At 62.4% G+C, this 22,629-nt stretch carries 18 protein-coding genes and 1 tRNA gene; 13 read left to right on the top strand and 6 right to left on the bottom strand.

The genetic code is table 11. The features are described from left to right. Positions 1-4: 4 nt before the first annotated feature. The 5 genes from BJ994_RS16570 (at position 5) to BJ994_RS16550 (ending at position 8,222) form a co-directional block, all read left to right on the top strand. The gene (locus BJ994_RS16570; protein ID WP_167995512.1) at positions 5-3,409 is read left to right on the top strand and encodes an error-prone DNA polymerase; all 3,405 of its coding nucleotides are present in this window, start codon (positions 5-7) and stop codon (positions 3,407-3,409) included. Positions 3,410-3,544: 135 nt separating this feature from the next. Then, entirely contained in the window at positions 3,545-3,922 is a 378-nt protein-coding gene (locus BJ994_RS16565) for a helix-turn-helix domain-containing protein (RefSeq protein ID WP_167995511.1), read from the top strand. An 11-nt stretch (positions 3,923-3,933) separates the two neighbouring features. Continuing rightward, positions 3,934-4,497, top strand: a complete 564-nt coding sequence (locus BJ994_RS16560; protein WP_167995510.1) for a hypothetical protein — start codon at positions 3,934-3,936, stop codon at positions 4,495-4,497. A gap of 406 nt (positions 4,498-4,903) precedes the next feature. Next, entirely contained in the window at positions 4,904-7,828 is a 2,925-nt protein-coding gene (locus BJ994_RS16555) for an RHS repeat-associated core domain-containing protein (protein ID WP_167995509.1), read from the top strand. A 1-nt stretch (position 7,829) separates the two neighbouring features. Next, on the top strand, positions 7,830-8,222 hold the full coding sequence (locus BJ994_RS16550; protein ID WP_167995508.1) for a hypothetical protein: 393 nt from the start codon (positions 7,830-7,832) through the stop codon (positions 8,220-8,222). A gap of 605 nt (positions 8,223-8,827) precedes the next feature. Here the strand turns inward: BJ994_RS16550 and BJ994_RS16545 are convergent. Next, positions 8,828-8,913 (bottom strand) — tRNA-Leu (locus tag BJ994_RS16545). 275 nt (positions 8,914-9,188) lie between these two features. Here BJ994_RS16545 and BJ994_RS16540 point away from each other — a divergent pair. The 7 genes from BJ994_RS16540 to pknB are packed head-to-tail and all read left to right on the top strand — an operon-like array spanning position 9,189 to position 18,496. Next, positions 9,189-9,920, top strand: coding sequence for an FHA domain-containing protein (locus tag BJ994_RS16540; RefSeq protein WP_167995507.1), 732 nt, complete (start codon positions 9,189-9,191; stop codon positions 9,918-9,920). Continuing rightward, entirely contained in the window at positions 9,917-10,393 is a 477-nt protein-coding gene (locus tag BJ994_RS16535) for an FHA domain-containing protein FhaB/FipA (protein ID WP_167995506.1), read from the top strand. The genes BJ994_RS16540 and BJ994_RS16535 overlap by 4 nt, the downstream gene beginning before the upstream one ends. Positions 10,394-10,396: 3 nt before the next feature. Further along, positions 10,397-11,959, top strand: coding sequence for a PP2C family protein-serine/threonine phosphatase (locus tag BJ994_RS16530; RefSeq protein WP_245192313.1), 1,563 nt, complete (start codon positions 10,397-10,399; stop codon positions 11,957-11,959). Continuing rightward, entirely contained in the window at positions 11,956-13,368 is a 1,413-nt protein-coding gene (locus BJ994_RS16525) for an FtsW/RodA/SpoVE family cell cycle protein (protein WP_167995505.1), read from the top strand. Before BJ994_RS16530 ends, BJ994_RS16525 begins: the two co-directional genes overlap by 4 nt. Beyond that, positions 13,365-14,807 carry a peptidoglycan D,D-transpeptidase FtsI family protein gene (locus BJ994_RS16520; RefSeq protein WP_167995504.1) on the top strand — a complete coding sequence of 481 codons (1,443 nt, stop codon included), beginning with the start codon at positions 13,365-13,367 and terminating at the stop codon, positions 14,805-14,807. The genes BJ994_RS16525 and BJ994_RS16520 overlap by 4 nt, the downstream gene beginning before the upstream one ends. Next, a complete protein-coding gene (locus BJ994_RS16515; RefSeq protein ID WP_167995503.1) occupies positions 14,804-16,552 on the top strand; it encodes a protein kinase domain-containing protein in 1,749 nt (582 codons plus the stop codon). The genes BJ994_RS16520 and BJ994_RS16515 overlap by 4 nt, the downstream gene beginning before the upstream one ends. 12 nt (positions 16,553-16,564) lie before the next feature. Beyond that, complete coding sequence (gene pknB / locus BJ994_RS16510; RefSeq protein ID WP_209066971.1) at positions 16,565-18,496, top strand: Stk1 family PASTA domain-containing Ser/Thr kinase; 1,932 nt, start codon at positions 16,565-16,567, stop codon at positions 18,494-18,496. On the opposite strand, the gene BJ994_RS16505 is transcribed toward pknB, so the two are convergent. Genes BJ994_RS16505 through BJ994_RS16495 form a run of 3 tightly spaced genes read right to left on the bottom strand, consistent with a single transcriptional unit; the run spans position 18,497 to position 20,041 of the window. After that, positions 18,497-19,138, bottom strand: coding sequence for an anthranilate synthase component II (locus BJ994_RS16505; protein ID WP_167995501.1), 642 nt, complete (start codon positions 19,136-19,138; stop codon positions 18,497-18,499). Between the two features lies 1 nt (position 19,139). Next, the gene (locus BJ994_RS16500; RefSeq protein WP_167995500.1) at positions 19,140-19,301 is read right to left on the bottom strand and encodes a hypothetical protein; all 162 of its coding nucleotides are present in this window, start codon (positions 19,299-19,301) and stop codon (positions 19,140-19,142) included. Next, on the bottom strand, positions 19,301-20,041 hold the full coding sequence (locus BJ994_RS16495; RefSeq protein WP_425339409.1) for a class E sortase: 741 nt from the start codon (positions 20,039-20,041) through the stop codon (positions 19,301-19,303). The genes BJ994_RS16500 and BJ994_RS16495 overlap by 1 nt, the downstream gene beginning before the upstream one ends. 264 nt (positions 20,042-20,305) lie before the next feature. Between BJ994_RS16495 and BJ994_RS16490 the strand changes: the two genes are divergently transcribed. Continuing rightward, positions 20,306-20,551 (top strand): cell division protein CrgA, encoded by a 246-nt coding sequence (locus BJ994_RS16490; protein ID WP_342450412.1) that lies wholly within the window; start codon positions 20,306-20,308, stop codon positions 20,549-20,551. Between the two features lie 85 nt (positions 20,552-20,636). Here the strand turns inward: BJ994_RS16490 and BJ994_RS16485 are convergent, their stop codons facing one another. Both BJ994_RS16485 and BJ994_RS16480 read right to left on the bottom strand, forming a co-directional pair. Continuing rightward, a complete protein-coding gene (locus BJ994_RS16485; RefSeq protein WP_167995498.1) occupies positions 20,637-22,037 on the bottom strand; it encodes a GntP family permease in 1,401 nt (466 codons plus the stop codon). Positions 22,038-22,067: 30 nt separating this feature from the next. Continuing rightward, positions 22,068-22,580, bottom strand: coding sequence for a gluconokinase (locus BJ994_RS16480; RefSeq protein ID WP_167995497.1), 513 nt, complete (start codon positions 22,578-22,580; stop codon positions 22,068-22,070). Between the last annotated feature and the right edge of the window lie 49 nt (positions 22,581-22,629).

Here is a 22,629-nt window from a genome sequence, read left to right as displayed (position 1 = left end):
CTGAATGGGCTTCAACAATCCCCCGATTCCCTGGTCGGAATTTGAGCGGACGCTCTCCGACCGGCGTCGTCCTGGCGCCCCTCCGCTGGGGGCCGATGGCGGCGACAGCCCCGCGTGGTCCCTCAAACGGCACCCCTACCTCCCGCCCGAGCAACCCGCACCCCCACTCAGCGGACCTGTGGTCCCGTACGCGGAACTGCACGTGCATTCGAACTTCAGCTTCCTCGATGGCGCCGCCAGTCCGGAACAGCTGGTTGAGGAAGCCCACCGCCTTCGCCTGCACGGGCTGGCTTTGACGGATCATGACGGCCTGTACGGGATCGTCCATCTCGCTGAAGCCGCAGAGAAATACCCCGGGCTCTCCACCATCTATGGCGCCGAACTGTCCCTGGAACTGAATAAGCCGCAGAACGGGGAACCGGACCCTGAAGGCAGGCACCTACTCATCCTGGCCCGTGGTGCCGAGGGGTACCACCGGCTCGCCGCCGCAATTACGGAAGCCCAGTTAAAGCCCGACGCCGAGAAAGGCAAGCCCCGCTACAACCTCGCCGAACTTGCCGCTAAGGCCGAGAACCACTGGATGATCCTCACCGGGTGCCGTAAAGGGACAGTGCGGTATGCGCTTGTGAATGAAGGCGTTCGGGAAGCTGAGCGGGAAGCCCGGCGTCTGGTGGACCTGTTCGGTGCGGGCAACGTCGTCGTCGAACTTTATGATCACGGCAATCCGCTGGACAGCGCGCATAACGACGCCCTCGCGGACATCGCCGCCCAGCTGAAACTCCCTGTGGTGGCCACCAACAACGTGCATTACGCCGTCCCGCAGCAACACAGGCTGGCCACGGCGTTGGCTGCGGTTCGTGCGCGCAGGTCGCTGGATGAGATGAATGGGTGGCTGCCGGCGTCGGGCACGGCACACCTGCGCAGCGGGGCGGAGATGATTGCACGCTTTGCCGCCTACCCGGGGGCGGTGGAGCGGACGGTCGAGCTGGCTGATGAGCTGGCGTTCACGCTCAGCAGCGTGAAACCCGGGCTTCCCAAGCTTTACCTTCCAGAGGGTCACACCCAGATGAGCTGGCTGCGGAAACTCGTGTGGGAGGGGGCCGCGAAGTTTTATGCCGGACGCGACGACGTACGCGAGCGCATCGAGAAAGAGCTCAAGGTCATCGCGGAGAAGAACTTCCCGGGCTACTTCCTCATCGTCCATGACCTGGTCCGGTTCGCACGCAGCAAGGGCATCCTGTGCCAGGGACGCGGATCAGCGGCGAACTCCGCGGTCTGCTACCTGCTGGGGATCACCGCCGTCGACTCCATCCTGTATGAACTCCCCTTTGAACGCTTCCTTTCCAGCCTGCGGGATGAGGAGCCGGACATCGACGTCGACTTCGACTCCGACCGCCGCGAAGAAGTGATCCAGTACGTCTATAAGAAGTACGGGCGTTTCAACGCAGCCCAGGTGGCCAATGTCATCACCTACCGGCCCAAGTTTGCGGTGCGGGACATGGCCAAGGCGCTCGGTCACAGTCCCGGTCAGCAGGATGCTTGGTCCCGGCAGGTGGAACGGTGGGGTGCGCTGGTATCCAGTGATGATCACGACATTCCCGAACCCGTGGTCGAGCTCGCACAGGAAGTACTGAAATTTCCGCGGCATATGGGAATCCACTCAGGCGGGATGGTTCTCACCGACCGGCCCATCGGAGAGGTCTGCCCCATTGAACACGGCCGCATGGAGGGGCGCACCGTCCTGCAGTGGGACAAGGACGACTGCGCGTGGATGGGCCTGGTCAAGTTCGATCTACTGGGCCTCGGCATCATGGCGGCCATCCAGTACAACTTCGACCTCGTGAAGAAACACTTCGGCGAGGAATGGACGTTGCACACCATCCCCCGGGAGGAGCAAGGAGTTTATGACCAACTGTGCTTTGCCGACTCGGTCGGGGTGTTCCAGGTGGAGAGCCGCGCCCAAATGGGCATGCTGCCGCGGCTCCAACCCCGCCGGTTCTATGACCTCGTCATCGAAGTGGCGCTGGTTCGCCCCGGCCCCATCCAGGGAGGAGCGGTTCATCCGTATATTAAGCGAAAACTGGGAGAGGAGGACGAGAGTTACCTGCACCCCAAACTTGAGCCGGTTCTCAAGCGCACGCTCGGTGTACCGCTGTTCCAGGAGCAACTCATGCAGATGGCCATGGTGGTGGGTAACTGTTCGGGCGCCGACGCCGACGTACTCCGCCGCGCCATGGGTTCCAAGCGCGGCCTGGAGCGGATCGACACCCTCAGGGAGAAGCTCTACGCGGGCATGGCAGAGAACGGAATCACCGGCGAGGTCGCCGATTCCGTCTACCGGAAAATCCAGGCGTTCGCCAACTTCGGGTTCGCTGAAAGCCACTCGATCAGCTTTGCCCTGCTGGTCTACGCCAGCTCCTGGCTACGGCTGCACTATCCTGGCGCGTTCCTGGCTTCGCTGTTGCGGGCACAGCCCATGGGCTTCTACTCCCCCCAGACCCTGGTCGCCGACGCCCGCCGGCACGGCGTGAAGGTGCTTCGCCCCGACATCCTGCTCTCAGGGATTCATGCGGACCTTGAGCGGGAGCACGACGACGACGGCCCCACGGGCTCGGCCGCCTGCCTGAACTACGATCAGCCGCCGGTGGGCAAGTTCGATCGCAGTGTCCCCTTCGACTCGGACGCTCACCGCCGGGACGGCAACTTCACGGTCCGGTTAGGCCTGGACAGCGTGCAGTCGATCGGCAAAAAACTTGCAAAGGTCATCGTTGAGGAACGTGAGGCCAACGGCCCGTTCGAAAGCATGGGCGAACTCGCCCGCCGCACAGAACTGAACTCCAATCACCTTGAAGCGCTGGCCGCAGCCGGAGCCTTCGACTCAATGGGACTGTCCCAGCGTGAAGCGCTATGGAATGCCGGGCCTGCCTCCACCGAGCGTGAGGGTCAAATCAAGGGAACCACCGTCTACATCCAGCCGCCCCTGTTTCCTGACCTCACCGAGGTCGACCGCGTTGCGGCAGACCTGTGGTCAACCGGCATCACCACTGATGACCACCCGGTGCGCCACGTCCGCCCGACATTACGACGCCGGGGCGCACTGAGCGCCGCGGACCTCCACCACGCCGAATCGGGGCGGCGGGTTGAGGTGGGTGGGGTGGTGACCCACCGGCAGCGGCCAGCCACAGCCAGCGGCATCACCTTTATGAACCTTGAGGACGAAACCGGGTTGGTGAACGTCATCTGTTCCGTGGGGGTGTGGCAGCGGTATCGAAGGATCGCCAGGGAAGCCAGCAGCGTACTGGTCCGCGGTGTGCTGGAACGGTCCAAGGAAGGGGTGGTGAATCTCGTGGCGGACAAGTTCGAGGTTCTCCGGTTGAAGGCGGCAACCAAATCCCGGGACTTCCGTTGATCCGGTGCACACCGAATCGGATTCGATCCAAAAACAGAAGCGTCCCGGCCACATGACCGGGACGCTTCCAACAAATGTGCGCGAGGGGGATCGCTTGCGAACCCTGGCAAACCATTCCGGCGGCTGATCAAATCCTTGGAAGCCGCGGATTTACAGCCTGAGTCGCCTACTGCTGATAGCATCGGCGTCACCAAGCTGGTGCAGCCCAACAAGAAGCTGACGCCGGTCGAAGTAGATGAACTGGTCGAGCTGTACGCCGCCGGCACCTCAGTCCGGGATCTGACCCGGCTGTTCGGCATCCACGAGCAAACTGTAAAAGCCCATCTGCGGCGGCGTGGGGTGACGTTGCGGCCGCTGCGGGCCTTGACGCCGGAGCAACACCGCCATGCCAGCGAACTCCGGGATACTGGCTGGAGCTACCAACGGATCGGTGACCGATTCGGTATTACTGACGTGACGGATCGTCGGGCGGTGCTGAACTTCCAGGCCAGTCGGGTGGGCTCGGCGGAGTGAAGACTGCTCGTTTGAGTTGGCTTTCGGCGATCTGGCGCAGTGCACGGACCAGCAACTCGACGTCAAGCTCCGGCCGCACGACGCTACTGACCCGCAGCACTCTTGGATACCGTATGCCGGATTGCGCGGTCGTGGAGACCCGGTGCACCTGGGACTTCTCGGGAGGCTTCGACGGACGGTGGGGGTTCGGTGCGCTGGAGATGGGCGTGCGCCGCGTGGTTGACCACACGAGGATCGAAATCCATGGCACTGGTGGCCGTACGGAAGATCCGGTGCAGCGTGGCATAGGACTTACCTGCCTGGTGACCAAGCGCTGGCTGTGTTTGGTCAAAATGCTGGCGCTGAGCGAGCAGCTCTTCGCTGCTGAGATCTTTGGCTGGTTGGTATTAAGCGTGCAGGTCGTACTGTTCCCGCGAAGACAGGATGGCGTAGAGCTTAGGGAAATTGAGCCAGGTCGTGTGGAGGAACTGGTGACGGTGAATGAAACTGTGGTTGGTGAGGCGTGGCATGAGTGGGCCTCCTTGCCCACCCGCATTAGACCTAAGAACAAGACAACGCTAAAAGCACCAGCGTGAGCTGTATGATTGCTACCCGTAAGCGAGCACTTGGGAATTTCTTGTAAGTCCGGAGAGAAGCGGAGGCTCGCTATTGCCATCCTGCCCAATCGGGTCCACACTTTCGGTTATCCCGCGCTGGGCGGGTGATAGACCGGCATCTGGGGGTCCCTCGATGGGAGTTCGGCGCGCGTTCTTGGTCAGTGTAATCACTTCGACTTTGATGGTGACTGGGGCTGGGATTTCCGCCGCCGCGATACCGAAAACCGTAGTGACAGCGCCGAAGGTTCCAACCGCTATTACGGCGGATGCATCAACGGCTAGGGCCGTGCCTGGGCCGATGCCGCAGAACCTCGCGCTGAGCTCAAGTTTGCCGTCGGCTTCGGGTCCGGATGGCCATCTGTCGGGGAATCGTAAGGCTGCTGAAATGGTCGGCCGTGACCTGACTGATGCGGTGCGCCTGGCATGGAACCCGACGACGGGGAACATCATGCTGACCGGGGATTTGCTGCACTTGGAAGGCGCGGACAGGGATATCGACCTGTTCTGGCGATACAACAGCATTAACGATCACCGGCCCACTCTTTCCGCGGGCACTCACGAAACCGCGCTGACAGTTGGAACCGATAGTTCGGTCACGTACACGGCCGCTGACGGCGGAACGTATAAGTTCATGCCGAAGTCCGGCGGGGGCTGGACCATGCCACCGGGATTGAACGCTTCGATCGCGGCCTTCAGCTCCACCGCTATCACGCTGCGGTTCAACGACACCGGTCACACAAACTTCTACCAGAAAATCAGTGGCGTGTTCCGGCTCGCCTACGCGGGAGATCACTACAGTGCCACCGCGGACCGGATCGCCTACGCATACGATTCCAGCGGGCGGCTCGCTTCGATCACCACCCCGAACGGCCGGCAGGTCAGCTTCGGCTATCACGACTCCGATAACACCGAACAACCCTCGAAAGTCACCGATCACACCTTGGGCCGGATCATCTGGATCGATTACGACTCCCAGGGCCGCATGCATGACATCACCGACCCCACCGGAGAGAACTACGGGTTCTCCTACTACAGCAACGGTTTGATGGAGACCTTCACGGACGGCCGGAACACCACCACCGACCTGTCCTACTACGATGGCAAAGCCGCGCAGGTACATTTCGGGTTCGGCACCGACGCATGGAGCGTGGACACCCTGTCCTCCTATAGCTCCACCACCGCCTACCTAACGGACACCGATAACCGACAAACCGCATACACCTTCAATTCGGCGCGGCAGGTCACCGCCGTGACCGACCCGCTCGGGCACACCACCACGAGGACCTTCAACGCACACGATGACGTGCTCAGCACCCTGAATGAACTCGGGAACCTGACAACTCAGACATGGAACCCGAACAACACCCTCGCCACAGTCACGTCTCCGGCGGGCGCGGCCGGCGGCACTGGCACACAGGTCACGTATACCTACCCGCCGGCCACCGCGGGGGATGCATGGTTGGAGTATCAGCCGACCTCCTCCACCGACAGTGAAGGCAATACGACCACCTACACGTACGACTCTGTCACGCAGCGCCCGTACCAGACGCTCACGCCGTCCGGGCAGGGCGGGACCCTCGTCAACCGCTACCAGGGTGATGCTGCAGGTACCACCTGCGGTGCTCTCCGTGGTCAGCTCTGCAAAACCATCGACGGCAAGGGCAACACCACCTCGATCACTTACAACAGTGCCCGGAACCCGGTCACTATCGCCGAACCGGCACCCATGGGCGTGGTAACGAACACCTTCGACGCCGCAGGCCGGGTCGCCACCAGCACCGACGGCAAAGGCCAGATCGCCACCTACACCTACGACGGGGTCGACCGGCTCACACAAATCCGTTACGGGGCCACCTGTGTTACTGCGACCTGCGTGAGTTACAGCTACGACGCCAACGGCAACCTCACCGGCCGTACCGACGCCGCCGGTAACAGCACCTACAGCTTCGATGCGCAGAACCGGCCCACGACGAAAACCATCGGCGGGGCCACCACAATTCTCACTTTCGATCACGCCTCCAACGTCACCTCGCACACCGACCCAGCCGGCACCGTCACCTACCGCTACGATGACGACGGCCGGCTCACTGCCTTGGCCGCTCCCGGCGGTTCCTGCCCCGCCACTCCGGTCTTCCCGAACAGCACCAAATGCACCGGTTTCGCCTACGACGACAACGACCGGCGCACCGCCACCAAACATCCAAACGGTGTCACCAACACCACCGTCTACGACAACGCCGGTCGCATCGCCTCCATCACCGCGACCAACAGCAGCGGCACGGTACTCACCAAACGCGCCTACACCTACACCGTCGGCGCCAGCGGTAAAGACGGCGCCCTGCGCAAGACTATGACCACCGAAACCGGTGCAACCACCACTTACACCTACGACAAAATGCAACGCCTCACCGCAGCGGTCACCGGATCAACCACCGAGTCCTGGACCTACGACGCCAACGGCAACCGGCTCACCGCCGCTAAGACCGGCACCCCAACCGTGCACTACGCGTACAACGCCGCCGATCAGCTTTGCTGGAGCGCAGCCACCTCCGGTCCCTGCGCTACGCCACCCTCCGGGGCCGCGACCTACACCTACGACGCCAACGGGAACACCACCAAAGCCGGTACTCCAACCAGCACCTACAACGTGTTCGACCAGATGACCGCACACACCCGCAACGGCACCACCACATCGTTCACCTACGCCGGACCGTCCAACACCGAACGCACCACCGCCGGAACCATCAACATCCTCAACGGAATACTCGGCATCACCCGCACCACCAACAACGGTGCAACGACCTCGTTCCTTCGAGATCCTCAAGGCAACCTGCTCAGCATGACCAACAGCGCCGGAACCTTCTACTACACCACCGACGCTCTCGGCTCCACCATCGCTCTAACCAACAACACCCAAGCCAAAGCCGCCACCTACACCTACGACTCCTGGGGCAACACCACCACCACCGGAACCCAAGCCGCCAACAATCCATTCCAATTCACCGGCGGCTACAAAGACGCCGCCACCGGATACACCAAACTCGGCGCCCGATACTACGACTCCACCACCGGACGCTTCACCCAACCCGACCCATCAGCTCTCGAGCAGAATAGATACACCTACGCCGAGTGCAGTCCAACGAACAACACAGATCCAACCGGCCTCCTGACCGAAGAAGAGAACGACTTCGCCGCTAACTTGATATGCGGCGTCGGCTTCACTCTCTTAGGGATCGCGTCACTTGGAGTAGGTCTTATTGGCGGCCTCATCGCGTGCCCAGCCGTGGCGCTCATCACTTTTGGAACATGAGATGAACTTGAAGCTTCGACTAGCAGTCCTTATTCCAGCAGTTGCGATCATGCTCGGAATGGCTGGCTTAGCGATCACCCAGCCCAACCTTGCCGCGCCCTTCATGATTACCATACCTTTCGTGGGAATCGTGGGGATGGGCCTGGCCTTTGTGCTCGAAAAATCAAGCAAGAGTAAGGAACCAGCCTCTGAGACTGCTCCCGCTAGAGCCAAGCTGAGAAGACTGCGGATGGCTGTCCTCTTGAGTGCCGCAGTACTTGTCGCCCTCATGTCATTTCTCGCACTGGTCGTGCCCAGAGACCTGCTGCTGCTCCTTCTGATCCTGACCATCATCGGAGTGCTCACGGCGGTCACCGTTGCGCTTGTCATCGAGCGCCGAATGAAACAAATGTAACCCCGGTCTAGGCGAGAGGCCAACGCTGACCTTGCGCAGAAGGTTACAAGACCGTTCCCCCTTTGGCTTGATCACCGGATGTTGTGTTGCCGCACTTTTCGCGCTAGGCGTCTACAGCTGGTTGTGCCAGGTCAGGTTGACCGGGCCACCAACCGCGGGAAGGCGAACGAGAGAAGCTTTTGCAGGCTCACTACGCTGGCGCCCTGCCAATGGACTTGTTGAAGAGCGAACAGGAACGAATCAGTAGCGGCCTGGATCGCGTCGAACAGCGTCTATCCGAAACCGCCACAACGTTCGCTGCGATCGAATCAACTATGAGGCATGCGCTCGACCTGCTGGCCAACTGCCATGCTGCGTACAAGGCCCACCCGAACACCAGCGTCGACTATTCAACCAGGCCCTGTTTACTCAGATCCTCGTCGACGAGGACGATACTGTCCACGGCGATCTGCACGAGCCGTTCGCGACACTTCTGCAGATCGCCCACGGCCGGGACGACGAGCCAGCGCCAAGCGGAGAAGTGAAAAGCCTAGGCGCCACCCTCATGACCCCTAGAAATGACAAACCCCCACGATCACGTCGTGAGGGTTTGAAAGGTACTACTTTGGTGCGCGAGGGGGGATTTGAACCCCCACACCCTTTCGGATACTGGCACCTGAAGCCAGCGCGTCTGCCGTTCCGCCACTCGCGCGTGTAAGAAATATTCCTAAGAACAGCAGAAACAAGCATAACGGAGGCCCGCCGAAAACACCTAAACGCGCAGGATCCAACGTGAGGTGGAGCACCAAACGCAACTCAAGGGAGATCAGAATCGTTGTCAGTAATCGGTGGGCAGAACCGACAGTTAAGGCCATTTAGGGGACGCCCAAGTAGTATCGAACCAAGAGAGCAGCAATCCAGCATGCCCCCGCGGCTTTCAGCGTGGGCACGTTCCGCAGCACAAATACGCAGGTGAGGAGGTTGAACATGGGCTTATTGGATAACGTCGAGCGCGGACTTGAGAAGATGGTTCGGGGCGCCTTCTCCACCGGTTCCCGCTCCCAGGTTCAACCCGTTGAGATCGCCAGCGCCCTTCGTCGGGAGCTCGATAACAAGTCGATGACACTCGCCCAGGGGCGCACCCTCGCTCCCAATGTTTTCACCGCGAGGCTTTCCGACCCTGACTTCGCCCTCGCGCAGGAGTGGGGCGCCACCCTCGCGGAGGAGTTGTGCGACGTCGTCATTAAGCACGTAAACAGTCAGAATTACACTTTGCAGGGCCCGGTGAAGGTGTCCTTTACCCGCGACTCCGACCTCAAGCCCGGCAACTTCGAGATCGATTCGGCCACCGAGAAGCAATCCGGACCGCGCCGCCCGGCAGCGCCCAGCGCACCTAATCGCCAACCCACGCGCTACCAGCCGATCCTCGAGCTGGACGGCCAGCGCTACTCCCTCAACGCCGGCACAGTGGTGCTTGGCCGTTCCTCCGAAGCAGACATTCTTATCGACGACACAGGGGTGTCTCGCCGCCACCTCGAAATCCGCACCGGGTCCGGCACAGCCCGCGCGGTTGATCTCGGATCCACTAACGGCAGCTACGTAAACGGCCAGCGCGTCCAGGGCGAGGCGGAGCTGACGGACGGCTCCGTCATAACAATGGGGCGCACCAAAATGACCTTCCGACTTGTTCCCGTGCAGAACGGTGGCCGCCAGGTATGAGTGAACTGACCGAAACGCTCCTGAGATACGGCTTTCTGCTCCTGATCTGGGTCCTGGTACTCAGTGTTGTGAGCGCACTCCGCCGGGATCTCGTGGTGGGCCGGCGCAACCGGACCGGAACGCCTACGGCACGTGAAGCCCGCAGAAACCCCGAGCTGGTTGAGGACGCCCCCTCGCGTCCGCAGGCCCGCTCGCTGGTCGTCACCGAAGGCCCCCTCTCCGGCACCATTCTTGAGCTCGCATCCAGCCCCATCCTTCTGGGCCGCGCACAGGAAGCCACGCTCGTTCTGGAGGACGACTACGCCTCCGGCCGCCACGCACGCCTGTTCCCGCAGGGAAGCCGCTGGTTTATCGAGGACCTTGGTTCCACAAACGGAACATTCCTCGGCGGTAATCAACTAACCCGAGCCCTTCCGGTGGAGCCGGGCGTCCCCGTTCGGATCGGTAAGACGGTCATTGAATTGAGGCCGTAGTCCATGGCCTTGGTCTTTCGTTTCGCGGCCCGCTCCGATGTGGGGATGGTCCGTTCGAAGAATGACGATTCCGCCTACGCAGGCCGCTATCTCGCCGTTGTAGCCGACGGGATGGGTGGCCACGCGGGCGGAAATGTCGCCTCCGCCTCAACCGTGCTGGATCTGGTCCACCTGGACCGCAAGGATTACGACGACGACGCCGGCACCCACCTCGCTGACGAGATCCAGACCGCCAACTCCCTTCTCTCGGAACTCGTCAGCACCAACCCGCAGCTGGCCGGCATGGGAACCACCGTGACCGCCATGCTCCTGAACGACGAGAAAATCTCCTTCGCGCACATCGGTGACTCTAGGGCGTATCGCCTCAAGGACGACGTCTTCGAGCAGGTCAGCGTCGATCACACCTTCGTCCAGCGGCTCATAGAAGAAGGCCGGCTGAAGCCCGAGGAAGCAGACATCCACCCGCACAAGAACGTGCTGATGCGCGTCCTCGGCGACGTGGATGCCAGCCCGGAACTGGACCTGAACACGTACGATGCCGCGCCCGGTGAGCGGTGGCTGCTCTGCTCCGACGGATTGAACGCGGTCCTGAACGATGCCACCGTCGAACGCGTCATCCGCGAAACCCCGGACCGGACCGCGTGTGTGGACACGCTCGTCGAGCTGACGTTGGCGGGCGGGTCGCCCGACAACGTGACCATCGTCATCGTCGACGTCGACACCGCCTCCCCCGAGGACCTCCGCACCGCGGCGCTCACCGCGTTACCACCCGCCCGACAAGCTGCAGGTGAGAAAGAGGGGGACACCCCGGCGACTGGGGAGGACCAGCTGCCGGGCGCCGCCATCCGCGCCGACGTTATCCGCGAAGACCTGTCCTCGCGGCCGCACACCCTGGTGGGCTCCGCAGCCCTTGCGACTGAGACCGGCCAGATCCCGATTGTCACGCAGCGTTCCACCGAACGCCGTGCGGCGATGATGCTGACTCATAAAGCGGAGTCGGACGACGTCAATGACGACGACGAGAACGACGACGATTCGAAGCCCCGCCGGCGCCGTTGGCTCTTGCCTGCCGCGTTGAGTGTACTGGCGCTCATGCTGGCGGGTGTTCTCTGGTTCGGTTATACGTGGACGCAAACCCGCTACTACGTAGCCACCTACGAGAGCAACGTGGCCATTTACAACGGTGTCGCCCAAACGCTGGGACCGATCCCCCTCAGTCACGTGGACGAAACTACAGACATTCCGGTGGCGAGCCTGCCGGAGTTCCAACGCAACCGGCTCGAGAACACCCTCGCAGCCCGCGACCTTGCCCATGCGCAGGACATCGTCGCTGACCTGCGTCAGTCCCTTCGAGCCATTCCATGTCCACCTGCTGATGACCCAAGTCCGTCTGCAAGCCCGACCCCAACGGGCGAAGAGAACTCGGAAACCGCCGAGCCAAGCCCCAGTCCCAGCCCTGACCAATCCGAAACGGCAAGTCCGTCCGCCGAAGCGAGCGCGAGTGCCTCAGCGAGCGCACAAGCAGATCCGGGCGATCCCGCCCTGTGCGGAGGGAGAGCGCAATGAGTGATGTCCTGACAGTTCCCAAGCCCCGGCGTAACGTCGAAGCACTCCTACTCGTGGTGGCACTGGCCGTTGCCGTGGGAGCCAACTGGATCGTGGGCCTGGAAAAGGAAAACCCCTTCGATTCCGCCTTCTGGCTCCAGAGCGGAACGCTAGCCGCTCTCGCGCTGATCTTCCACCTGGTGCTGCGCTTCCGCGCTAAATATGCCGATCCAGTAATACTCCCGATCGTGATCGCTCTTAACGGGATCGGCCTGGCGATGATCTATCGTCTGGACCTGTCGCTGCCAGCGGATGTTGATCCGGTTGCACCAGCCCAGTTCCTCTGGACAACGGTGGCGATGGCCGCTTCGATCGCAACTCTCATTATCTTCAAGGATCATCGGATTCTTCGCCGCTTTACGTACATCTCTCTGATCGTCAGCGCGGTGCTGCTCCTCCTCCCTTTGACACCGCTGGGTCTTGAAATTAACGGCGCGCGTATCTGGATCAGCGTCGGCTTTGGCACCTTCCAGCCCGGCGAGGTCGCCAAGATCACGCTCGCCATATTCTTCGCCGGCTATCTATCGACTAACCGCGACCTCATTCTCTTGGCCGGGAAGAAACTCGGGCCATTGCAGTTTCCCCGGTTCCGCGACCTCGCACCAATGGTGGCGGCCTGGCTGGTCAGTATCGGCGTGCTGATCTTCCAGCGCGACCTCGGGTCCTCGATCCTCTTCTTCGGACTCTTCATGGCCATGATCTACGTCGCTACGTCGCGGTTCAGCTGGGTTCTGATTGGACTGGCCATGATCGCGGTCGGAGGGTTTGTGGCACTCCAGCTCTTCAGTCACGTCGCCCTTCGCATCGACAGCTGGATCAACGCGTTTGACCCGGAGGTCTTCAACCGAAACCCCGGCGGTAGCGGACAAGTGGTGCAAGGACTCTTCGGACTAGCCAACGGCGGTTTAGTGGGCACGGGACTGGGCGAGGGCCGGCCGGACCTGGTGACCTATGCGAACAGCGACATGATCATCGCGGCACTCGGAGAAGAACTGGGCCTCGTTGGTCTCTTCGCGATCATCCTGCTCTATGTCCTGCTGGTATCCCGCGGGTTCCGAGCTGCACTGGGAACTCGTGACGGCTTCGGCAAGTTGTTAGCTTGCGGGCTTTCCTTCACCATCGCGCTGCAGTGCTTCGTGGTGATCGGGGGCGTTACGCGTCTCATTCCGTTGACCGGATTGACCACGCCGTTCATGTCCGCAGGCGGTTCGTCACTGCTGGCGAACTGGATCATTGTCGCCCTGCTCCTGCTGATCTCAGAAACCGCCCGCAGGCCCGCTGTCAAAGGGCCGGTCCGGGAGACGTTCCCGGAGGGCAAGCAGAACCGTAACTCACCTGCCACAGACAACACCCGGGAGGTCAGCGCATGAATCAGGCCATCCGCCGTTCCTGGATCGTCGCCATCAGCATGTTCGCACTGGTTTTGGGTTCGCTTACTTTCGTTCAGTTCTTCGAGGCCGAGGCGTTGGAGGGCAACGACTGGAACACCCGGGAAATCCTTGAAGACTACGGAAAGAACCGTGGCGCCATCCTCGTCGATGGGCGCCCTATCGCTGAGTCGGTACCCTCGGACGACCAGTTCAACTATCAGCGGGTCTACAACCAGCCGGAAATGTACGCGCACTTGACAGGCTATTTCTCGCTGGTCGGCGGAACGTCACAGTTGGAGAAAGTGAAGAACGACGTGCTCTCCGGTGAGAGCAGTGACCAGTTCATCGACCGCGTAACCAGGCTCTTCTCAGGAGCGCCGGCTCAGGGCGCGTCCGTTGAGCTCACCATCGACCCGCAGCTTCAACAAATGGCCTGGGACATGATCCCTGAGGGCCAGCAGGGTTCGATCGTCGTCATGGAACCGGACACCGGAAACATCCTGGCGATGGCGTCCAAACCCTCCTACGACCCCAACCTGTTGGCCGCACATGACACGGGCGCCGTGGTGCAGAATATCGAGGAACTGTCGCAGGTTCCCAACCTGTCGATCTACTTCAATCCGGCGACTGAGTCACTGGTCGCTCCGGGTTCGGTCTTCAAGCTCGTCGTCGCGGCCGCGGCGCTGGAATCCGGCCAGTTCGACGCCGAGTCGACCATCCCGAACCCCGCCGTGCTGGATCTGCCGGGAACCGACGTGGGACTGCCCAATTTCACCAACGGCGGCTGCGCCAGCCGGGATACGGCTGACCTGGAGTTCGCTCTGGAGCAGTCCTGTAATACCCCCTTTGCCCAGATTGCCTGGGACCTCGGCGAGGATGCAGTCCTGGAGCAGGCACAGGACTTCGGTTTCGGTGAAGAGTTCTACGTCCCGGTCAGGGTCACTGCCAGCCAGTTCCCCACGGGTATGGATCAGGCACAGCTCGCGCAGTCCGCCATCGGGCAGTTCAGTGTTGCGGTCACGCCTTTGCAGATGGCTATGGTGAGCGCGGCGATCGCCAATGACGGTGTGCTCATGAAGCCGAACCTGGTGAAGGCCGTCCGCGCACCGGATCTGTCCATGATCGAGGAACCGCAGCCGGAAGTCTTCCGTGAGTCGCTGAGCGCGGACAACGCGAACCAGATCACCGAGTGGATGGTTAACGTTGTGAATAACGGCACTGCAAGCGACGCCGCGATTCCTGGTGTTGACGTAGCAGGAAAGACCGGCACAGCAGAGGTTCCCGAGCAGGGAAACAACTCATGGTTCACGGGATTCGCTCCAGCGGATGATCCGGAAGTAGTCGTGTCAATCGTGATGCAGGATGTCGACATCGCCACGGGTGCGCAGTTAACAAGTCCAAACGCTAAGAGACTCATAGAGGCGGTGTTGAATAGGTGAGGCCTACTTCAGGTATCACGTTAGGCGGCAGGTTCCAGCTCACTGATCGCATCGCCATCGGAGGCATGGGCGAGGTCTGGAAAGCCCGGGATCAAGTGCTCGGCCGCATCGTAGCCATAAAGATTCTGAAAGAGGAATATACGGGTGACCCCGGATTCCTCAATCGTTTCCGCGCAGAAGCCCGCCACACCGCCCTCCTCAACCACGAGGGCATTGCCAACGTCTTCGACTATGGCGAGGAGGCCGGCTCGGCGTACCTCGTGATGGAGTTGGTGCCGGGCCAGCCGCTGTCCACGATCATCGAACGCGAACAGATCCTCTCGCCTGACCGCACGCTGTCGATCATCGGCCAGACTGCGACTGCCCTCAGCGTCGCGCACCAGCAAGGGTTGGTTCACCGCGATGTGAAGCCCGGCAACTTGCTGATCATGCCCGAAGGCCGCGTGAAGATCACCGACTTCGGCATCGCCCGCCTCGCGGACCAGGTTCCCCTGACGGCCACAGGGCAGGTCATGGGAACCGCCCAGTACCTCGCGCCTGAGCAGGCAACCGGGCAGCAGGCAACCGGATCCAGCGATATTTACGCACTCGGCGTCATCGGTTACGAACTGCTGGCCGGCCGGCGCCCCTTCTCCGGGGAATCCCAGATAGCGATCGCCCTGGCGCAGGTCAATGACGCGCCGCCGGCACTACCGGAGAACATTCCGACGCCGGTGCGCGCCCTGATCGCCTCCATGCTCGCGAAGGATCCTGCAGATCGTCCGGCCAACGCAGAGCTGCTGGCTCAGGCCGTTGACGCGATCCGCCGCAATGACATTCGGGCAGCCGAGGCAGCCGTCCCCGGCATGCTCCTGTTCGGGAGTCCCACCGGGCCGCTGACGCAGCCTGTTTCCACACCTACCAGTGCGACGCGCGCCGTTCCGGCGCCGAGCACATCGGCGCTTCCTGCAGTCGCGGGTGCAGGAGTGGGCGCCGGGGCAGTCGCAGCCTCGCGCGAGTGGACGGAGGAGGAGATCGACGACGATCCGCCCCGCGAAGAAGAGCCCCGCGGCCGCAGCCCCTGGCTGATTGCACTGATTGTAATCCTGATCATCGCTGCGCTGGCTGTAGCCGGGTACCTGCTCGGGCCACTCCTGGCAGGGTCCGGCGACGAGGACCCATCAACGCCGCCTGCTTCGAGCACGCAGGCTACATCAGCCACGACGTCCGAGAGCGAAACTCCGACGCAGGAGGAGACCACGCCGGAGCCGACCTCCGAGGAGCCGACCACTCCCGAACCGATCCAGATTGATGCCGCAGCCTACCAGGGAGATCCGGTCGAGCAGGTGGTGGCGGAGCTAACTGAGCTCGGCTTCGTGGTAAGCCAACAGCCAGAAGTAACTGACGAGTTTGATCCGGGGACAGTTTTGAACCTCAACCCGGTCGGTCCCTTGCCTCCCGGCAGTGCGATCACCGTGATCTTCGCTGAAGCCCCCGAAACAACGACCGTCCCCACGGGGCTTGTCGGCGGAACCGAGGAACAGCTCCAGCAGGCCCTCGCGGAGGCTCAGCTCAGCGCGGTACGAAGCGGCAGCCAACCATCCGAGGAGGAAGCCGGCACAGTTCTCTCGGTGAATCCGCAGGAAGGTACCGAGGTCGAGCCGAACAGTGTCGTCGAGTACGTCATTTCGACGGGTCCGGAAGAGACTCCGCCGCCGTCCACCCCGCCTGGCCAGAGCAGCACGCCTCCCGGCCAGGGTGGTTAGTTCAAAGGAAATATGAAGGGGCATCAGGTGAGCAGCGACAAGGTCCTCAACGGACGTTACGAAGTAGGTGAACTCATTGGCCGGGGCGGTATGGCCGATGTGCACCTCGGTCGTGACATCCGTCTGGGTCGGTCTGTCGCGATCAAGGTGCTGCGCCAGGACCTTGCGCGCGACCCCCTGTTCCAGTCACGGTTCCGCCGCGAGGCCCAGGCGGTTGCTGCCCTGAACCACTCGACCATCGTCTCGGTCTATGACACCGGTGAGGAAGAGGTTGAGGGCCGGTCCCACGACGACGTCCGGGTTCCGTTCATTGTCATGGAATACGTCGCGGGCCGAACCCTTCGCGACCTCCTCAGAGCTGGCGACCTGACTCCGGAAAGCTCCGTCGAATACATACTCGGCGTGCTGTCCGCACTTGAATACAGTCATCGGGCGGGCATTGTCCACCGCGACATAAAGCCGGCAAATGTGATGATCACGCCCGAGGGCCAGGTGAAGGTGATGGACTTCGGCATCGCCCGCGCCATCGCCGATTCCGCCGCAACCATGACCCAGACGCAGGCGGTCATCGGAACGGCCCAGTACCTATCCCCAGAGCAGGCCAGGGGAGAAACGGTTGATGCACGCAGCGACCTCTACTCTGCCGGGTGCCTGTTGTACGAACTCCTGACGGGCCGGCCTCCATTCGTCGGGGACAGCCCCGTGTCAGTTGCCTACCAGCACGTACGCGAAACTCCGAGGCCCGCCCGCGAGGTCAACGACAGCATCCCCCGGTCGATCGAAGCCGTCCTGAAGATCGCGCTGGAGAAGGACCGTGCCCAACGCTTCCAAAGCGCAGCGGAGTTCCGCTCCGCGCTTGTCGACGCAAGGAAGGGCATAACCCCCGGCGCAGTCGGTATGCCTACCGAAGCGATGGCTTCAGTCCCTACTAAAGCGCACGACGTCGATCCGCCCCAGACCCGCGCGATGGCGAAAGTGCTCGCCGGCGGCACCATGGCCGCCGATCCCGTCCACGAAGAGGATAATGCGGCGCGCCCCATTGCGCTCGGCCGCCGCGACGACGTCGAGGACAAGCGGCGCTCACGCCGACGCGGCTGGATCGCGGTCTTCCTGGTTCTGCTTGCGCTGGCACTCTCGGCCGGCGCAGTCGTGCTATTCGGCATGCTGAACTCGCAAACGGAGCAACCGGTGCTTGCTTCGGTACCGTCGGTGGATTCGATGAACGAAACCGAAGCGAGTAATGCCCTTACAGCGGCAGGCTTCAGGCCGCAGGTGGAGCGCACGTTCCACGACGAAGTCGAATCGGGCGTTGCCGTCGGGACTGATCCGGAGGCTGGGGCAGAAGTGGAGCCGGACTCCCTCGTGACCCTGCGCATCTCGAAGGGACCGGCCAACCGCACGGTTCCGGAGGAGATCTTCCAGATGACCGAATCCTCCGCCCGTGACGCGCTCGAGTCCGCCGGGCTTCGCGGTGGAATGGTGAGCGAGACCAACAGTGCCACCGTTCCCGAGGGCCGGGTGGTTTCGACCGATCCGGCGTTGGGTTCCACTGTGCCCGCCGACTCTGAGGTGAACCTGGTCCTGTCCACCGGCCTGGTGAGCGTTCCCCGCCTGATCGGGTTGCCGCAGGAAGAAGCGATCGCCATCCTCGAGGACCCGGCCCGTGCCCTCGTGGCGCGCGTCGAGGAGGAGGAGAACGCAGTCGTCGAACCCGGCACTGTCGTGAAGCAGGAGCCCGCAGAGGACTCAAACGTGGAGCCCGGCAGCGAAGTGGTGATTTACGTGGCGGTGGAGCCCGCCGCGGAGGAGGAACCAACCGAGTCGGCAACCCCAACGCCCACTCCCACGCCCGCCCCAAGCGAAGAAGGGGAGAGCCGCGGGCGCGGCCGCGGACAGGGAAACGGCGGCGTGGTCGGGGACCTGCTGGACGGTCTGGGCGGCTGACTACTGGCGGATCAGTGGGCTCAGCGACGCTGATCGCTCGGCGGCGCCCGTAAGGCCGACCGACTCGAGCCAGTTCCCCAGCATCCGGTAGCCGCCCTCCGTCAACACGGATTCCGGGTGGAACTGGACACCGCACAGGGGAGCCGACCGGTGCTCCAGGCCCATAATGACGCCGCTGGCCGTGCGCGCCGTCACCCGAAGCTCTGAAGGCACCTCGCCCACCGCAGCGAGCGAGTGGTACCGCGTGGCGGTCAGCGGTGAGTGCAGACCCTCGAAAACGTTGGTCGAATCGTGCTCCACAAGGGACGTCTTCCCGTGCATCAGCTCCGGGGCATGGGTGACGGAGCCCCCGTATGCCTCGGCGAGTGCCTGATGGCCAAGGCACACGCCGAGCATCGGCTTCGCATTCGCGCCACACCATTTGATCAGGTCAATGCACACGCCGGCTTCTGCGGGGGCGCCGGGCCCCGGGGAGATGAGAACCCCGTCGCGCGCTTCGGCGAGGGCAACCGCCTCGGCGAGGGTGACGTCGTCGTTCCTCACTACCGTAGTTTCAGCGCCAAGTTCCTGCAGGTAGCCGACGAGGGTGTAGACAAAGCTGTCGTAGTTGTCGACAACCAAAATGCGGGTGGGGTTGAACATGTTACTCGGAGCCAATCGTGGAATCGGTTAGGGGATTGAACTGGGACAGCCAGGGAAAAACCAACGTCACCAGGACAGCGAGTACAGCTGTGATCAGCAGGATGGACCAGATGATGCGCAGCCAGAGCGGTCCGGGCAGATGCCGGAACAGAAACGCGTACATCAGGCGGCTCCTTCCGCTGCCTCGTAAACCTGGCTGGCGATGCCCTCCGGCGGCCCGGCGTCCAGCGGACGGAAGGACTCCATCACGGCGTAGGCAATGATGCGTTCCTGTGAGCCGAACCTCGGATTGCAGCTGGTCAACGTCAGGATCCGCTCAACGGGTTCGGCATCCGGCTGCGTGGGAACCGGGGCGAGCACGTCCACCCGGTTTGGCAGAACGATCTGGGTGTTGCGGTACACGTAGGTGTAGTAGCCCTCGCGGGTCTGTACGTAGATGCGGTCACCGGGTACAAAGGTGTGGATGTTGTCCAGGACCGCCCCGTTGGTCTGGCGATGGCCGGCGAGCGCGAAGTTACCGACGGCGCCCGGCATACCCGTTTCCGGGTAGTGCCCAAGCCCGAGGTTGTCCAGGACAGCGGTCCCGACGCCGCTGGTCACCGGCCGTGTGTAGTCCTCGCCGAAGCGCGGCACATAGACGACGGCGAACGTCTCCCCGGCGGGCAGTCCACCAAGAACCGGGACGTTCTCGGCGGCTACGGTGCCGCCGTCGTCGTTGTTGTTGGTTTCGCCCGTTAGTGTGGGCGGCAACTCAAGGTCGGCGATGAAGTTTTCTACCGCCTCTTCCTGCTTGGCGTTGGATTCGATGTTGGTCCACCATAATTCCCACGCGACAAAGAGAAGAAGCAGGATGCCAGCCGTGATGAGCAGCTCGCCAAATACCTGGACGAGGGTCTGAAACACACCACGACGACGGCGGGCGGGACGCCGTGCCGAACGGTCACGGCGGGCCACCGCGATGCTGCCGCCGCTCTCGGTCACGCCTTCTTCCCATCTGCCGGTATGCAGCCCGACACCGCGGCGCTGGATTCTTAGCTAGAATGGGCAGCTAGAACCGCGCCGATGACAATAGTCCTGTTTCAGGATAGCTTGTGGATTCGCCGCATTCCGAGCCCGCATGACCATATAAGAGCCGCCGGCAGTCCAACTGCCCGTCAAGGAGGATCCGTGCCCGAGTCGAAGTCCCGCAAGAAGCCGGCCGAGTCGAGGACACCCGCCAGGAACGAGCCCAAGCCTAATCCCGTCTGGTACAAGCCGGTGATGTTTGGGTTGATGGTCATCGGTCTGCTGTGGATCCTGGTTTACTACATCTCCGAAGCACGCTTCCCGATTCCGGAGATCGATTCGTGGAACATTCTCATCGGCTTCGGCATAGCGATCGCCGGGTTCCTGATGACCACACGCTGGCGATAACCATTCGTCACACCAACAATGGGCGCTCTCCTCGCGGAGGCGCCCATTGTTCGTTTCGATGCCGGTCAGCCGAGCTGGTTGTCGGTCAGCCGAGCGAGGCGAGGCCGAACACGGCAGCCGCTATGCCGAAGCCCATAACGCCGATCGTAGTTTCCATGACCGTCCACGTCTTGAACGTTGTCTTGACGTCCATGTCGAAGAACCGGCCAACCAGCCAGAAGCCGGAGTCGTTGACGTGGCTGACTACAACGGATCCTGCGGCTACGGCGATTACCAGGGCCGCCAACTGCAGTCCGTTGTAACCGCCGGAAGCGATGGCGGGGCTGATCAACCCTGCAGCGGTGGTCAGTGCAACGGTTGCGGAGCCTTGCGCGATGCGGAGGATCGCGGCGATGAGGAAGCCTGCGAGGATCACAGGGATCCCGAGGTTACCCAGTGCACTCTCGAGCGCTGCTCCGATGCCCGAGGAGCGCAGGACGCCGCCGAACATGCCGCCCGCGCCGGTGATTAGGATGACCGAGCACACCGGGCCGAGTGATGATTCGAGGACCTTCTCAAGCGCGGTCTTCTCCACCCCGCGCCGTCGTCCGAGCACGTACGCCGCCACCAGGAGCGCGATCAGAAGCGCAACCGGCGTCTCGCCGACGGTGCGGAGAATCTGGAACCAGGCCTGGTCTGCACTGCCTTCTGGCAGAGCGCCCGAAACGTTCAATGCATTCAAGCCGGTGTTGAGGAAGATGAGGATCAGGGGCAGGAGCAGGATTGCCACCACAGTGCCGAATGACGGCGGATTGCTCTCCTGCTCTTCGTCAGCCTGTCCGAGCAGGGCGGGAACGGGCAGCACAATGCGCCTGCCCATGTACAGCCCGTACAGGTACGAGGTGACGTACCAGGTGGGGATTGCCGCAACAAGGCCTACGAGCACTACGAGTCCAACATTCGCGCCGAAGAATTCGGACGCGGCTACAGGACCGGGGTGGGGCGGCACGAAGATGTGCATGACCGAGAACGCACCGGCGGCGGGCAGTCCGTAGATGAGGACACCTCCGCCAAGGCGGCGGGCCACGGAGAACACCACGGGCAACATGACCACCAGGCCGGCATCGAAGAAGATCGGGAAACCGAAAATCAATGACGCCACGCCAAGCGCCAGCGGTGCCCGCTTCTCACCGAACTTCCCGATGAGGAAATCGGCAAGGACTTTCGCGCCGCCGCTGGTTTCAACCAGCCTGCCCAGCATTGCGCCAAGTCCAACCAGGAGCGCCACGGTTGCGAGCGTGGACCCGAATCCACTGGTCAGCACCGGCACCACCTGGTTCGCCGGTATTCCGGTTGCGAACGCCGTCAACAGGCTCACGAGGATCAGCGCAACGAATGCATGAATCCTCAGCTTGATGATGAGCAGGAGCAGCACCACGATCGCGGCGGCCGCTATGAACAGGAGTGGACCGGCGCCAAGCGTCTGTGTCCAGCCTTCAATTTCCATGAATTACTTCTCCGTGAGGGTTGTGGTTGTTCAGGCGGCCAGGCCGAGTTGCTGCAGGATGGAATCGGTGACCTCGTGAGGTGTTCCGACATTCATCACCGTGATCCCGTTCTCGTTCTCCCCGAGCGGTTCGAGGGTGCTCACCTGGGATGGCAGCAGGGATTCGGGCATGAAGTGCCCCGTGCGTGTCTTCAGACGGGAGCGGATGAGTTCGACGTCGCCGAGCAGGTGTACAAACCGAACATCGCCATCTGCGGCGGCGAGGATGTCCCGGTAGCTGCGTTTCAGGGCTGAGCACGTGACAATGGTGGATTCACCGACCGCGCTCTTGCTGCTGACCCACTCCTGAATAGCCGTGAGCCACGGGTGCCGATCCTCATCCGTGAGGGCTATGCCCTGTGTCATCTTCGTGATGTTCTCCGCCGAGTGGAACTCGTCAGCCTCCGCGTAGGACCAGCCCAGGCGCTTCGAGAGCGCAGTGGCGATCGTCGTCTTACCTGAACCGGAAATGCCCATGATCACCAGGTGCATCCGTGTTTCCATGTCGACTCCTCGACTCCCTTGTCGTTGCTCTTCAGCGCGGTTCTTGTGC

The organism is Arthrobacter pigmenti (assembly GCF_011927905.1).
GTDB classification, from domain to species: domain Bacteria; phylum Actinomycetota; class Actinomycetes; order Actinomycetales; family Micrococcaceae; genus Arthrobacter_D; species Arthrobacter_D pigmenti.
Note: the sequence above shows the minus strand (reverse complement) of the source record. Positions and strands in the feature narration are given on the sequence as shown.

What these genes read in the sequence shown, in the direction of transcription:
- BJ994_RS16570 (WP_167995512.1), top strand. Translation starts at nt 5, where the DNA reads ATGGGCTTCAACAATCCCCCGATTCCCTGGTCGGAATTTGAGCGGACG.
- BJ994_RS16555 (WP_167995509.1), top strand. Translation starts at nt 4,904, where the DNA reads ATGGTCGGCCGTGACCTGACTGATGCGGTGCGCCTGGCATGGAACCCG.
- BJ994_RS16550 (WP_167995508.1), top strand. Translation starts at nt 7,830, where the DNA reads ATGAACTTGAAGCTTCGACTAGCAGTCCTTATTCCAGCAGTTGCGATC.
- BJ994_RS16540 (WP_167995507.1), top strand. Translation starts at nt 9,189, where the DNA reads ATGGGCTTATTGGATAACGTCGAGCGCGGACTTGAGAAGATGGTTCGG.
- BJ994_RS16535 (WP_167995506.1), top strand. Translation starts at nt 9,917, where the DNA reads ATGAGTGAACTGACCGAAACGCTCCTGAGATACGGCTTTCTGCTCCTG.
- BJ994_RS16530 (WP_245192313.1), top strand. Translation starts at nt 10,397, where the DNA reads ATGGCCTTGGTCTTTCGTTTCGCGGCCCGCTCCGATGTGGGGATGGTC.
- BJ994_RS16525 (WP_167995505.1), top strand. Translation starts at nt 11,956, where the DNA reads ATGAGTGATGTCCTGACAGTTCCCAAGCCCCGGCGTAACGTCGAAGCA.
- BJ994_RS16520 (WP_167995504.1), top strand. Translation starts at nt 13,365, where the DNA reads ATGAATCAGGCCATCCGCCGTTCCTGGATCGTCGCCATCAGCATGTTC.
- pknB (WP_209066971.1), top strand. Translation starts at nt 16,565, where the DNA reads ATGAAGGGGCATCAGGTGAGCAGCGACAAGGTCCTCAACGGACGTTAC.
- BJ994_RS16505 (WP_167995501.1), bottom strand. Translation starts at nt 19,138, where the DNA reads ATGTTCAACCCCACCCGCATTTTGGTTGTCGACAACTACGACAGCTTT.
- BJ994_RS16500 (WP_167995500.1), bottom strand. Translation starts at nt 19,301, where the DNA reads ATGTACGCGTTTCTGTTCCGGCATCTGCCCGGACCGCTCTGGCTGCGC.
- BJ994_RS16485 (WP_167995498.1), bottom strand. Translation starts at nt 22,037, where the DNA reads ATGGAAATTGAAGGCTGGACACAGACGCTTGGCGCCGGTCCACTCCTG.
- BJ994_RS16480 (WP_167995497.1), bottom strand. Translation starts at nt 22,580, where the DNA reads ATGGAAACACGGATGCACCTGGTGATCATGGGCATTTCCGGTTCAGGT.